This is a genomic window from Enterococcus sp. AZ077, assembly GCF_051714965.1.
Lineage (GTDB): Bacteria > Bacillota > Bacilli > Lactobacillales > Enterococcaceae > Enterococcus_B > Enterococcus_B hirae.
This window is the reverse complement of record NZ_JBIOSX010000001.1, coordinates 2394854-2408922: the sequence shown is the minus strand read 5'-3', so window position 1 is coordinate 2408922 and position 14069 is coordinate 2394854. Positions and strand designations below refer to the sequence as shown.

Sequence of the window (14069 nt, the reverse complement as noted above, 5' to 3'; positions counted from 1 at the left end):
CAATAGAAGCTAAAAATGATCGACCAGCAAGCATTTCTACTGTCTTTAGTAGGACAGCAATGGCTTGCTGGTCGATCATTCTTATTTTTATTCTGTTGAGTGGTAAGGACCCAAAGGATGTTGGACATAACCACTTTTGCATGTTTTATTTTTTACTTGGCGGTGTCCCATACATTTTTGGTGTAACCCGTTGTAATTTTGGCTTATCACCTTCAACTTTTGGCTCTGCTAACCATTGGTATTCGCCTTCACCATCTAAGGCTTCGCCACTTGCCCAAGAACCTTTGCTGCTTTCATCACCTTCTGAGAAATTATAAAAGTCATAGGCGATATCTTTTCGTTCGTTTTCACGATTGAACGTACTTGGTACAAGAATGGAGCCTTCATTTTCTTCTAATTCTTTCACGGCACTTGCCCATAAGTTTTGATGATAACTATCTCTTGCAAGCAAGACTGCTAATAAGTCTTTGACGCCACGGTCATCGATCATTTCATAGATACGAGCGACTTGTAACCGTCCCTGAGATTCAGCATTTAGATTGGCACGGAAATCAGCTAACAAGTTTCCACTTGCAACGATATAACCGCCACTCCAAGGGTTGCCAACACTATCAGCAGGGCGTGGTCCTAAGCCAGCGACAATTGCATGCTGAGGATTCATACCAGAGATGATTGCGCCGATCGTAGGATCTTTTTTCATTGCTTCTTCTTGGTCTTCAACTGGCGCATCTTCTAATAATCGTGCGACCATCGTTGCTAACATTTCGACATGTCCAAGTTCTTCTGTTGCGATATCCATTAACATGTCTTTATATTTTTCTTCTCCTCGACAGCTCCAACCTTGAAACAAGTATTGCATTGCCACACTCATTTCTCCGTATTGTCCACCGATAAGCTCTTGTAAATATTTTGCGATTAACGGATTCGGACGATCTGGTTTTGCTTCAAACTGTAGTTCCTTTTGGTGTCTGAACATCAAAAATTCCTCCTAATCTTTTATTAATACATTTACATTCTGCGCTTTAAAATGAGAAAACACAAAGGAAATGCTTAGAAAAAGTACGGTGACAGATTTAATCTGATATATGAGTAGACACGCCTAATAAATTGTTATTTTCTGATTAAAATGATATCGTTATATTAAAATGTTATCGGTTGCAAATGGCGAAAGATAACCTTTTTATTAAAAAATGGAGGGATAAAATGAAAAAGTTGTTAGTTACTGGGGTGCTGGCAAGTACAGCATTATTTTTGTTGGGAGGTTGTGGTTCAAGTAGTGCAAAGTCAAACGCAGCTAGTTCATCTGAAAAAACAAGTGACGGGAAGAAAACTATTGATTTCTGGTCATTTTGGGGATCAGGAGCACGTAAAGAAGTGATCGAAGAGATCATTGACGATTACAATCAATCACAAGATAAGATCCAAGTAAATTATAAATACCAACCGTGGGGGGATATTTGGACCAAATCATTGTCAGCGATTACAGCGGGGAATGCACCAGACGTGATTGTTCAAGATATCAATTCAGTTGCTCAAAGAGCTGAAGCGCAACAGGCCACAAACTTATCTAAATATGTAGATGAAGAGACCTCAAAAGATTTTTATCCACAATTGTGGGATACAGTGGAGTACAAAGGTGATCCATATGCGATTCCGTTCAACACAGATACTCAAGTTATTTTTTATAATAAAAAATTATTTAAAGAAGCAGGAATCGCTGAAAAAGATTTACCAACTACATGGGATGAATTAGAAAAAACCGCCCATCAATTGGATAAAAAAGATAAAAAAGAATTCACACGAATTGGATTTTATCCTTTATGGAATTTAGGGGCAGATGTCTGGGCATTAAATGCAGATAATGGGACAAGCTGGTTTGATCAAGACGGCAAAATCAAAATCGATACGAAGAATAAAGTTGAAGCATTAGAGTGGATCCAAGATTGGCAAGACTATTATGGGAAAGATACGATCAATAAATTAGAGGCAGAATTTGGCTCAGGTGTTTCTGATCCATTCATCTCAGGTTTAGTCGCAATGCGTGCCCAAAATATCAATTATTATTCGAGCTTGATGGAAAATGCTCCAGAAGATTTTGATTTTGGTGTCATTCCGCTTCCAGAAAAAGAAAAAGGTTCTGGTCATTGGTCATGGGGCGGCGGCTTTGTACTCGAAGTACCTTATGGGGCAAAAGATCCAGAAGCTTCTTATGACTTTATCAAGTATCTTTCTTCACCAGAAGTTCAAGAAAAATTTGGCGAAAAGAGTTTTGATATCATGGCAAGTAAAACAGCCAATGAGAACTTAGTGAAGAATGAACAGCTAAGTGACAAGGGACGAATGATCTATCAAATGGCTGATGAGAATTTCAAAAATACGGTCATTACACCTGTCCCATTAGCAGCACCAGATTATACGACACTAGTGAACGAACAAATCGATCAAATTCTCTTAGGAACAAAAACACCAAAAGAAGGTTTAGCTGATGCTCAAAAAGCGGTGGAGAATCTAGTAAAACAAAATAACTAATCAACTGTTGACTAATTGAAAGAAAAAAGGAGGCAAGAAAATGAAGCGTTTATCAATCCGAAAGAAAAAAGAGGCAAGATGGGCCTATTTATTTATCTCGCCTTTTATTATTGGCTTTGTCGTCTTTATGTTAGGGCCCATGCTTTTTTCTGTTATCGGAAGTTTCACTGATTATAATTTGACTTCTAAAATGAATTTCATTGGATTAGCTAATTTTAGACGGATGTTTCTACACGATGATCTTTTTTGGAAATCATTATACAATACAGTGTATTTCGTCCTATTCAATGTTCCTTTAACCACAATATTTAGCGTATTTCTAGCAACGATTTTAAATCAAAAGATCAGAGGTATCAGTATTTTCCGAACGATGTTTTATTTACCTGCAGTCCTATCTGGTGTTGCTGTTTATATTTTATGGATGCAACTGTTTTCACCTTCTGCCGGGTTGATCAATACGTTTCTAGGTTGGTTCAATATTTCTGGACCAGCCTGGTTGTTTGATCCTAACTGGACAAAGCCAGCTTTGATTTTAATGAAAATCTGGAGTTCTGGCGGAGCAATGTTGCTTTATTTAGCGACTTTGCAAAACGTTCCACGCTCTTTATACGAATCAGCAGCGATTGATGGTGCTGGCGTATGGGGGAAATTTAAAAATATCACGTTGCCATTGATCACACCGATTATCTTTTACGATGTGATTACTTCAACGATTGGTTCTTTTCAAATTTTTCAAGAAGCTTATGTGATGACTAAAAATGGAACAGGTGGACCAGCTAACTCTTTACTATTTTATAATCTTCACATGTGGAATAAAGCTTTTGTCGCATTCGACATGGGGTACGCAATGGCGATGTCAATGATCCTATTTTTGATCGTGTTAGTATTGACTTTTATTAATTTGAAACTGGCACCTAGATGGGTCTATTACTCTGGAGGTGATGGCAAATGATGGAATATTTCAAAAGAACAAGTGTTAACCGCCAAACCAAAAAAATCGTTAGTTATCTCCTCATGATGGCTATCGGGATCGTATTGATCACACCATTATTGTGGATGGTATTTACTTCTTTAAAACCAATGGAAGAGATCGTACGTTATCCTCCAACTTTTTTTCCAGAAAAAATTGTTTGGCAAAACTATCTGGATACAATTACTGCTTTCCCCTTCTGGCGTTATGCAAGGAATACTTTATTGATCACAGTCTTAGTGGTATTTGGCAATGTTCTCTCGAATTCCTTCATTGCTTATGGGTTTGCGAAATTAGATTTTCCAGGAAAAAAGCTAATGTTTGCTTTAGTCCTTTCTACGATGATGATTCCAGGTTTTGTGACCATGATCCCCCAATATGTTCTATTCTCAAAAATAGGCTGGGTAGGAACTTATTTACCATTGATCGTTCCATCATTTTTCGGCAATGCATTTAATATATTTTTGATGCGTCAATTTTATTTATCCATCAATGATGAATTAATTGAAGCGGCAGAAATCGATGGAGCAAATCATTTCTATATTTGGAGCCGTCTGATGCTGCCGCTGACTAAACCAGCGTTAATCACGATTGCGATCAATTCATTCAATGCGGCTTGGAACGATTTTTTAGGGCCGTTATTATACATCCAAGATCAAGAGAAGTATACTTTACAGATTGGGTTGCAAGTTTTCCAAAATCAGGCGACGACTCAATGGAATTATTTGATGGCAGGAGCCACACTTGTTTTGATCCCAACGATTTTGATGTTCTTCTTTGCGCAACGTTACTTTATTGAAGGAATGGATTTGACAGGAGGGTCAAAAGGCTAAATGAATAAAATTCATAGTGAAAAAATCAATCAGCATTTTTTGACAGTCATTGAATGGATTCCGTCATTGCTTATTTTGCAATTCTTATGGCTATTAACTAGCTTACCGCTGTTGACAATTGGCAGTGCTAGTCGTACGGTTATGTCTACCATTTATCACTACCACAAAAACGAAGAGAAAAAGATCCATACGTTGTTTTGGCAAGAACTTCGTCATAATTTTTTGACCTATCGTAAGCAAGACCTCATAGTCAGTTTCTATTTATTGCTTTTACTAATTGATAGTCGTATTTTTCTTTACTGGGGCGGAGCATGGGGATTGATATTGATGTATGCTTCGTTAAGTGTCCTTTTTTTAAGTATCGTGATGGTTAGCTACCGTATGTTGCTCCAACTAGAGAGAGCAAACGAAGTCCCTCTTTTTACTGCTTTTATTTTATTTTTTTATCAATGGAAAAACGCTCTCTTACATTTAGGGGGAACCCTGCTACTACTGCTTTTTTTATTCTTCCTGGGACCTATTTATGTGGTTTTAGTCGGAGGAAGTTCATTGCTTTATTTACAAACTTTTTTGTTTTTTGGACGGAAAGAAATAAAGAGCCCTTCAAAAGTTTAAGAATAGTCAAAAAATTTGCGATGAAAGAATCAACTACCTGACTAAATATTGAGGAATAAACCCATCGTTTCAGATGTAAGGCGTACGGAGAGAGAAATAGTTGAAAATATGGTTACTTGTCACGTTCGGCCTTCTTTGTTATGGTTATAGCAAGAAAGAAGTAGGAGGACAACAAGATGGCAAAAATTATGGTTGTAGAAGATGAAGAAATCATCCGCCAACTCATCATGGAAGAACTGGAAAAGTGGCAGTTTGAAACGTTCGGTACCTCTGATTTTAATCAAGTATTTGCAGACTTTGAAAAAGAAGAACCTCAACTTGTTTTATTAGATATCAATCTTCCGGTCTTTGATGGCTACTACTGGTGTCAAAAAATTCGAGAAGTCTCCAAAGTGCCGATTATTTTCATCTCCAGTCGAAATACCAATATGGATATGATCATGGCGATGAATATGGGCGCAGATGATTTTGTCACCAAGCCTTTTCAAATTGATGTGCTGATTGCCAAAATCAATGCTTTATTGCGACGTTCATACAATTATGGGGAACTGTCGAGTGAAGTCATGAGTCATAATGGGATCACGTTGAATGTTGATAATGGGAGTATGGAAATCAACGGTGAAATCATCGATTTAAGTAAGAACGAATACCGATTATTATTTATCTTGATGAAGCAACATGGGAAAATCCTTAGCAGAGAAAAGTTATTGAGAGCATTATGGGATGATGAGCGGTTTGTTGATGACAATACATTGACAGTCAATATCAATCGTTTACGTCGGAAAATCGAACAAGCAGGGATCAAAGGATATATCGAAACAAAAGTCGGGCAGGGCTATATTGTTCCCTGAAAGGATGAAAATAAATAATGAATTTCTTTAAATACTTAAAGGATCAATGGTCGTTGCTCTTAGGCTGGCTCTTTTTTGTCTTGCTAACGATTTTTGTCATGTGGTTAGCACCTAATATTTTAGTCGACTGGACGATGGTTGGCTATCTGGCGCTTATTCAAGCCGTATTTTTGTTTTTTTATTTACTTGTCCGTTATTTAAGTAAACGTCATTGGTGGGAAAAACTTGCCGATCTCAAACAAATATCTCCGCTACAAAGTTATTTGAGTGGCGGTCATACAGAAGAAGAAAAATTAGTCGAAGATTATATCAATCAATTGATCCGTGAGCACCAAGAAGTCATGCAAGAGGCGATTAGTAACCAACAGGATCAAAAAGATTACATTGATTCGTGGGTCCATGAAATCAAGGTGCCTTTAGCAGCCTCTGAACTCTTGGTGCGTTCGATTGAATTTGATATTGATGATCAAAAATATACCCTATTAGAAAACGAACTAGCCAAAATCGATGAATATGTAGAACAAGTTCTTTATTATGCACGGTTGGATAGTTTTTCGAGAGATTATTTAATCCAAGAGTATGAATTAAAAAGCATCATTCAGCCAGTGATCCGCAGTCAGGCGAATTACTTTATTCAAAAAAATCTTCGGTATGAGATTATTGGAGAAGATCAAAGAGTTTTAACAGATGCCAAGTGGGTAGCTTTTATATTCAAACAAATTTTGAGCAATGCGATTAAATATACACCTGACCATCGAGAAATCATCATTTCGATCGAAAAGAACCAACAAGGGATCTCTTTAGCCATCAAAGACTCGGGCATCGGTATTCCTAAAGAAGACTTGTCGCGGATTTTTGACAAAGGATTCACAGGTTCTAATGGACGATTGAGTAAAACACATTCTACTGGTTTAGGGCTTTATTTGGCTAAATCCTTAGCTGAAAAACTTGGGATCCAACTACTTGCTGAATCAATTGTAGGAGAGGGAACAACGATGACCCTGTTTTTCCCAATCTTAAATTTCTATAATGAGAAACGTTAGAAAATAGTTAGAATCGAAAAAAACTTCTTGTGTTGTGAACGTTTTCGCTGATAAGTTTCATATCATGTGAAATAAAAGGAGATTAGTTATGGAAATTTTAATAGCATTAATCCCTATGGTAGCATGGGGAAGTATTGGTTTAGTAAGCGGGAAAATTGGTGGCGATGCCAATCAACAGACATTAGGGATGACGATTGGTGCATTTATCTTTTCATTAGTTGTCTTTTTCATCGTTAGCCCAACAATCACACCATGGATTTTCTTGATTGGATTCCTCTCTGGGTTAGCTTGGAGTGTTGGTCAAAACGGACAGTTCCATGGAATGAAATTTATGGGCGTTTCTGTTGGTTTGCCTTTATCGACTGGTTTTCAATTAATTTTGAATACGATTGCGGGAGCCGTTTTCTTTCATGAATGGACACAAACGAAAGATTATGTATACGGTATCCTAGCTTTAGCACTTCTTGTTAGCGGTGCCTATTTAACAGCTCGCCAAGATGATGAAGGAAAAGTTGATACTGACAATAAAATGCTTGATTTTGGTAAAGGGTTTAGAGCATTGATCTATTCAACGATTGGTTATGGTGTTTATACGATCATTGTGAACTGGGCTAACTTGGATGCGATGTCAATCATCTTACCTCAAAGTATCGGAATGATCTTAGGTGCAAGTTTCTTTGCCTTTCGTAAAGTTAAAGTGGATCAATTTGTTTGGAAGAACATGATTTGTGGTTTGCTATGGGGAATTGGGAACGTGTGCATGCTCTTAACTGTTAAATCACTTGGTTTAGCTGTTGGATTTTCATTATCACAGATGGGGATTATCATCTCAACTTTAGGTGGTATTTTCATTTTGGGAGAAAAGAAAACGAAAAAAGAACTTGTTTACGTTATTGTCGGTTGCCTTTTAGTCATTTTAGGTGGTATCATTTTAGGGTATATGAAAACGGCTTAATGGCCGTTTTCCAACCTAAAATAGGGAGGTACTGCCATGGATTTGTTTCGTAAGAAAGAAATCAATCTCAACCACACAAGTGGGATGAAGAAAGATCTGAAAACGTCCGATTTAATTATGCTTGGAATTGGCGCAATTATCGGCACAGGAATATTTGTAGTGACAGGGGTTGCGGCCAATCAAAATGCGGGTCCAGCACTGTCACTTTCATTCGTTTTAGCTGCAATCGTTGTCATTTTATCGGGGTTAAGCTTTGCTGAGTTTGCCTCACGTGTGCCAGTCATTGGTGGCCCGTATGCGTATCTTTATGTTGTTTTTGGTGAATTTGCCGCCTGGTTAACAGGTTGGTTGTTGATTGGCGAATTTCTATTAGCAGTTTCGTCGGTTGCTTCCGGCTGGTCTGGTTATGTTCAAGGGTTCTTGGAAGGATTTGGAGTCCATTTACCACAAGCCTTGACCAGTGGTTATAATCCTGACAATGGCACCTATGTCGATTTGATCGCAGTGTTCGTTGTCATATTTGTGACATACATCGTTTCTTTAGAAGCCAAAAAAGCATTAAGATTGAATAATATCATGGTTTTTGTGAAATTCGGTATTATTGCATTATTTATCGTTGTAGGGATTTTCTTTGTAAAACCTGAAAACTGGCAACCATTTACACCATTTGGTTTTTCAGGCGTTTTAGATGGAGCAGCTCTAGTCTTCTTCGCTTTCTTGGGATTTGATTCAGTTGCAATGGCAGCCGAAGAAGTGAAAGAGCCACAAAAAGACGTTCCTCGAGGGATCATTGGTTCGATCTTGATTGCCACAGCTTTATACATCGTAGTTACCTTGATTTTAACGGGGATTGTTCCGTTTACTGAATTAGGGGTCAGTGACCCAGTTGCCTTTGCGATGCGTTACGTTGGTCATGGAACAATCGGAGCTGTGATTGCAGTCGGTGCCATTTTGACGCTCTTGACCGTAACGATTTCTATGATGTATTCGCTAGCTCGGTTATTGTTTGCTGTAAGTAAAGACGGTCTTTTACCTAAATTTATGACAGAGATCGATGAAAAGCATCGGACGCCTAGAAAGGCGACTTTTGTAGCTGGGGTAGCGGCTTTATTTTTCGCTGGTTTCTTCCCATTGAATATTCTCGCTGAACTAACAAACATCATGGCGTTGACCTATTTGATGTTAGTCAGCTTAGGATTACTTAAACTAAGAAAAATGTTTGGTAAACCAAAAGCCGGTGAATTTAAAGTGCCATTTGTACCGATATTACCGATCATATCTATCGGTACATGCTTGGTATTGATGCTTCGTTTACAACCAGTCACATGGATCGTCTTTGGTATCGTGATGGCGATTGGATTAGTGATTTACTTTGGTTATGGGTACCAACATAGTAAAATGAATCAACAAAATTGATGATTCGTTCTTTCTAAACGACCTAGGTTTAGAACCTATAGCGTAATTTGATAAGACGAGTGTAAGACATCTTGAGTCCTTCGATGAATTGGTTAGCCAAATTCATTTTGAAGGATTTCGGGGTGTCTTTTCTATCCTTTTAAAGCATAAAAAAGATGTTGGCGAATTTCACCAACATCAAAAAGTATAGAGCCTTTTTTGAATGATCCATGCAAAATAGTCTTATTGTGTTAAATCGAGTAATTTTTGTTTCAAGTCGTCTTCCATATGACCAAGTTCGACTTCTGCATGACGACGTTTTTCTTTCCCTTCTTTTTGGATGCGTAATGTTTCTTGGATTGTTTCGATCAAATCATTTTGAGTTGTTTGTAAGGTTTCAATATCAACGATCCCACGTTCATTTTCTTTTGCTGTTTCAATAGCAGAGATTTTCAACATTTCTGAATTTTTCTTCAATAGGTCATTGGTTGTTTCAGAAACTTGACGTTGGGCGGTTACCGCATCTTTTTGGCGAAGTAACGTCAAGGCGATCACTACTTGGTTTTTCCATAGAGGGATCGCTGTTGCGATTGATGCTTGGATTTTTTCTGCTAACGCTTGGTTAGTATTTTGGATTAAACGGATCTGTGGTGCTTGCTGGATAGTGATCTGTCTTGCCAAACGTAAATCATGTGTTCGTTTGTCTAAACGATCTAGAAATTGAGTATAATCATTTGCGATTTGAACATCCATTTGATCGCCTGTTTCTTCGGCTTTTTTCATTGCTTTAGGAATGATCGTTGTTTGAAGTTCTTCCATCTTCAATTCGCCAGCTGCGATATAAATATTCAGTGCATCAAAATAATCTTTGTTTTTTTGATAGAGTTGTTCGAGCATCAAATTATCTTTTAAAAGCCCGTCTTTTTCTTTTTCTAGCTTAACAGAGATTTTATCGATTTGGGCACCGATCTTTTGATATTTTGCAGTCACTTCATAGATCGATTGTTTTACTTTGCCAAACATCCGTTGAAAAATATTGCCTTCGCCAGCTCGTAATTCATCAGGATTTGCTTCTTGCAGACGATACATCAATTCAGTCAATGAATCTCCGACAGGACCAATATCTTGTGCCTGTACATGATTTAACATGGATTGTGAAAATTCACTTAACTTCGTTTGAGCAGCAGAACCGTAGCTGATCACCGACTGTGCATCTGAAACATCGATTTTAGCTGCTAGCTCTTTGGCTTGCTCTTGTCGTTCAGCAGGTAGTTTATCAATCAAGCGTGCAGCGGTTTGTTGTTCTTGCAAAGCATTGATTTCTGACTGTTGTGTTTGGGTTAATTTATCTGTTGGGGTAGAGAACGGATTATTTAACAAATCATCTAACGTGTCATTTACAGGTGTTACCTCTTTAGGTTTATTATCCATTTAAAACTCCTCCTCGTGGTTCAATGTGATGCGATAGGTTCAATGTTATCATTTTTGTAAAAAAACAGTTGTTCATCTTATTCATCTATTATAAAGGATAAACAAAAGAAAGGATAAGCAAAAGGAGTGTCTAAGAAACAAAACACTCCTTTATGATTCTATTAACCGATCATTGAGATTGATTGTTATCATCAGATAGATTCTCTCGTTTTAAGCTTTGTTTCGCAACTGATATTTCTACATCTAGATCATCTAAATCTTCAGAGACAAATTGTTGATAGTCTTGAGCAATCAGATGTGCTAGTTGATCAATGATTTGTGAACTTTCTTCGAGCTTTTCATAAGTCTGTTTGTTTTTGATTTCATGGTCGTTGATCTCAATATATTTATTGGTCAAATCGACTAAGTTTGGTAAGTGAGTATAAAGAAATTGACTTGCTTCGTGTAATCGGTTGGGCTCTTTCACCAATGCTTTGAAGAGTGCTTTGGCCGCCTTCACTGTATCGTGACGAAGATCGACAGCTTTTAGTTTGGCTGTTTGTTGCATGTTTTGTTGCAATTGTTCAATTTCGACTTTCGTTTGATTCATTGTCTGTCTAAAGAAAGTAATCTCACTAGGTGTCATCCCGCTTTTTGTATAATGTGATTCAAGTTCATCAGATAAATCGGGCATTTCATTTTTTGCTGATTTTTTCTTGCCAGAGCCAAAGATTCCCCAAATCACTAAAGCTGCGCCGATAATCAAAATGACTGTTACTAAAGAAAAGTGACCTTGACGAATCAAAAGAAACACCAACAATAGACCTAAGATCCATCGCCAATTTAATTTTCGCATAATAAGCCCTCCATATATATTCCATCCATTTTAAGTAATGAAGCGTTGTTCTCATTTCCACCCTTATTTTAGCACACTCAACCTAAGAAAGAGTATGGGACTAAAGGAGGATTTTGTAGATTTAGAGAATTTCTAAGGTTTAGTTATGGTAAACTAAAAGAAAACTCTAGAAAAATTGAAAAGTAAACGAAAAGCGGGTATTATTACAAAGAAAGTGGGAGAAAGATGCTTGAATATGAGCAATTTGAAGAAAAAACGATCGAACGAAAAGAAATCTATCACGGAGCAATCATCGATGTTGCAGTAGATGACGTCCGCCTGCCAGATGGGAAACTTGCCAAACGTGAATTAGTGTTTCATCCGGGTGGTGTAGGGATCATCGCATTTGATGATCAGGATCGTTTATTATTAGTGAAACAGTTTCGGAAACCATTAGAAAAAGTGATTTTGGAGATCCCTGCTGGGAAAATCGATCCAGAAGAAAGCCAAACACCGGAACGTACCGCTGCAAGAGAACTGGAAGAAGAGACTGGGTATCGGGCAGGAAAGCTCAAACATGTTTCATCTATGTATCTTTCACCAGGATTTGCAAATGAGATCATGCATATTTATCATGCGATTGATTTACAGAAAGTAGAGAATCCGTTGGCTCAAGATGAAGATGAGGTGCTTGAATTATATGCACTGACTTTCGCAGAAGCTAAACAAGCAATAGATGATCAACTGATCTGTGATGCGAAAACCATGTATGCGATCCAATATTGGGAGCTATTGATTAAAGGAAAGTAGAGGGATCGGCTGATGGCCAAAGGACCGCTGATTACGAGAAGTGAATTACGTAAACGACAGCAGGCGCAAGCCCAAGAGTCATTAAAACGGCAAAGAAAAGAAGAGGCTGCTTATCAGCAAGAAGAAAAGAAAATTGCTAGTTTTTATCGAAAGGAACAAAAACGGAACAAACCTATCACAAAAACAAGAATCGGTGAACGTGAAAAAACGACGAAGTGGAATTCATTTTTGATGAAATCCTTGATTATTGTTATTCTATTATTGTGTGTCGTATTTTTTGCGGTCGCATTTATTTAGAAAGAAGGAAAAAGCTATGAAAATCGGTATTATCGGTGCAATGGAAGAAGAAATCAAAATTTTAAGAGAAAAGCTAAGTGAACCCTTGTCATGGGAACGAGCAGGAGCATTGTTCATTTCAGGTTCTTTAGGAAGACATGAAGTAATTGTGGTTCGTTCAGGGATCGGTAAAGTTTTGGCATCAGTCACGACTAGTTTGTTGATCCAACAATATGGTGTAAATATGGTCATCAATACAGGTTCAGCGGGTGGTATCGGACAAGGGCTACAAGTAGGCGATATCGTAATCTCTGATAAAGTAGCTTATTTTGATGCAGATGCAACCGGATTTGGCTATAAGCCAGGACAAATACCAGGGATGCCGCTTTATTATGAAGCAAGTACGTATCTTCGCACAGAGATGGCAAGAGCAGCCAAAGCGATAGATCTGAATGTGAAAGAAGGCTTGATCGTTACTGGAGATACGTTTGTTGATTCTTCCGAAAAAGTAGAAGAGATTTTAACAAACTTTCCAGATGCGTTGGCTTGTGAAATGGAAGGAGCGGCTGTTGGACAAACGGCTCGTCAGTTCAATATTCCTTTCTTGATCGTTCGTGCGATGAGTGATACTGCTGATCATGCAGCGACACAAACCTTTGATGAGTTTATTGAAGATGCAGGGAAACGTTCTGCTGAGATGGTAATCGAATTTGTCAAACATCTTGTATAAGGAGCCCATTAATGAAAGCATTGATCTCGATTGATTACACGTATGATTTTGTGGCAGATGACGGGAAATTAACGACAGGTAAAGCTGGGCAAGTGATTGAACAAGCAGTGACGACTCACACGAAAAAGTTTATCGAAGAGGGAGACTTTGTGGTGTTTGCGATTGATGCGCATGACCCATCGGATAACTTCCATCCTGAAAATAAACTATTTCCTCCGCATAACGTGATTGGCACCAATGGTCGTGCCCTTTATGGTTCGCTACAAGCTGTTTACGAAAGAGCTCAAGAACAAGCCAATGTCTATTGGATTGATAAGCGGCATTACTCTGCTTTTAGTGGAACAGATCTAGATATTCGGCTCCGTGAGCGGGGGATCACTGAACTCTATTTGACTGGCGTATGTACGGACATTTGTGTGTTGCACACAGCTGTTGATGCATATAATTTAGGCTATCAACTGTTTATTTTTGAAGATGCTGTAGCTAGCTTTGATCCAGTCGGTCATGACTGGGCACTACGTCATTTTGAAACAGTCCTCGGGGCAACGTTGATCAAGTAAATATATAATAAGCTTGTTAATGATTTGTGGGCCTAACTGGTTCATGAAGTAACCAGATCGTTCTGTTGTACATTCTGTCGTACGATAGAGTAAGTCAATACGGAAAAATAAACCGAAGGGGGACTGGGACAAAGTTGTCTCAACCTCTTCTTCGGTTTATTTTCTTTCATAATTTTGTAAGATTTTTTAAGTCAATCAATCAGTATCCATTTTAAGCCGATGGTTCGATTCTTTTCCAATCGCTGAAATAGCGGCTT

Annotated in this window: 15 protein-coding genes; 12 read left to right on the top strand and 3 right to left on the bottom strand. The window is 38.1% G+C overall.

Features of this window, described 5'->3' with window-relative positions:
• Window positions 1-145: 145 nt before the first annotated feature.
• Window positions 146-976, bottom strand: coding sequence for a manganese catalase family protein (locus IGL28_RS11220; RefSeq protein WP_081128452.1), 831 nt, complete (start codon window positions 974-976; stop codon window positions 146-148).
• Window positions 977-1203: 227 nt separating this feature from the next.
• Between IGL28_RS11220 and IGL28_RS11215 the strand changes: the two genes are divergently transcribed.
• The 8 genes from IGL28_RS11215 (at window position 1204) to IGL28_RS11180 (ending at window position 9212) form a co-directional block, all read left to right on the top strand.
• Complete coding sequence (locus IGL28_RS11215; RefSeq protein WP_063627526.1) at window positions 1204-2529, top strand: ABC transporter substrate-binding protein; 1326 nt, start codon at window positions 1204-1206, stop codon at window positions 2527-2529.
• A gap of 40 nt (window positions 2530-2569) precedes the next feature.
• The gene (locus IGL28_RS11210; protein WP_081128454.1) at window positions 2570-3481 is read left to right on the top strand and encodes a carbohydrate ABC transporter permease; all 912 of its coding nucleotides are present in this window, start codon (window positions 2570-2572) and stop codon (window positions 3479-3481) included.
• Entirely contained in the window at window positions 3478-4332 is an 855-nt protein-coding gene (locus IGL28_RS11205; RefSeq protein ID WP_081128456.1) for a carbohydrate ABC transporter permease, read from the top strand. Before IGL28_RS11210 ends, IGL28_RS11205 begins: the two co-directional genes overlap by 4 nt.
• On the top strand, window positions 4333-4947 hold the full coding sequence (locus tag IGL28_RS11200; protein ID WP_010737124.1) for a DUF624 domain-containing protein: 615 nt from the start codon (window positions 4333-4335) through the stop codon (window positions 4945-4947).
• Between the two features lie 176 nt (window positions 4948-5123).
• A complete protein-coding gene (gene sapR / locus IGL28_RS11195) occupies window positions 5124-5798 on the top strand; it encodes a two-component system response regulator SapR (RefSeq protein WP_010720833.1) in 675 nt (224 codons plus the stop codon).
• 17 nt (window positions 5799-5815) lie between these two features.
• Entirely contained in the window at window positions 5816-6841 is a 1026-nt protein-coding gene (gene sapS, locus IGL28_RS11190) for a two-component system sensor histidine kinase SapS (protein ID WP_010720832.1), read from the top strand.
• A gap of 88 nt (window positions 6842-6929) precedes the next feature.
• Entirely contained in the window at window positions 6930-7796 is an 867-nt protein-coding gene (locus tag IGL28_RS11185; RefSeq protein WP_010720831.1) for a GRP family sugar transporter, read from the top strand.
• A 36-nt stretch (window positions 7797-7832) separates the two neighbouring features.
• Entirely contained in the window at window positions 7833-9212 is a 1380-nt protein-coding gene (locus IGL28_RS11180; RefSeq protein ID WP_010720830.1) for an APC family permease, read from the top strand.
• Between the two features lie 222 nt (window positions 9213-9434).
• Here the strand turns inward: IGL28_RS11180 and IGL28_RS11175 are convergent, their stop codons facing one another.
• Both IGL28_RS11175 and IGL28_RS11170 read right to left on the bottom strand, forming a co-directional pair.
• On the bottom strand, window positions 9435-10622 hold the full coding sequence (locus tag IGL28_RS11175; RefSeq protein WP_010720829.1) for a toxic anion resistance protein: 1188 nt from the start codon (window positions 10620-10622) through the stop codon (window positions 9435-9437).
• A 169-nt stretch (window positions 10623-10791) separates the two neighbouring features.
• On the bottom strand, window positions 10792-11457 hold the full coding sequence (locus IGL28_RS11170) for a 5-bromo-4-chloroindolyl phosphate hydrolysis family protein (protein ID WP_010737126.1): 666 nt from the start codon (window positions 11455-11457) through the stop codon (window positions 10792-10794).
• A gap of 225 nt (window positions 11458-11682) precedes the next feature.
• On the opposite strand from IGL28_RS11170, the gene IGL28_RS11165 reads away from it, so the two are divergent.
• The 4 genes from IGL28_RS11165 to IGL28_RS11150 are packed head-to-tail and all read left to right on the top strand — an operon-like array spanning window position 11683 to window position 13812.
• Window positions 11683-12246: an NUDIX hydrolase gene (locus tag IGL28_RS11165; RefSeq protein WP_010720827.1), complete on the top strand. Its 564-nt coding sequence runs from the start codon at window positions 11683-11685 to the stop codon at window positions 12244-12246.
• Window positions 12247-12258: 12 nt separating this feature from the next.
• On the top strand, window positions 12259-12543 hold the full coding sequence (gene macP, locus IGL28_RS11160) for a cell wall synthase accessory phosphoprotein MacP (protein ID WP_010720826.1): 285 nt from the start codon (window positions 12259-12261) through the stop codon (window positions 12541-12543).
• A gap of 16 nt (window positions 12544-12559) precedes the next feature.
• The gene (locus IGL28_RS11155; protein WP_010737128.1) at window positions 12560-13252 is read left to right on the top strand and encodes a 5'-methylthioadenosine/adenosylhomocysteine nucleosidase; all 693 of its coding nucleotides are present in this window, start codon (window positions 12560-12562) and stop codon (window positions 13250-13252) included.
• Window positions 13253-13263: 11 nt separating this feature from the next.
• Window positions 13264-13812: a cysteine hydrolase family protein gene (locus tag IGL28_RS11150; protein WP_081128460.1), complete on the top strand. Its 549-nt coding sequence runs from the start codon at window positions 13264-13266 to the stop codon at window positions 13810-13812.
• The last annotated feature ends 257 nt before the right edge of the window (window positions 13813-14069 follow it).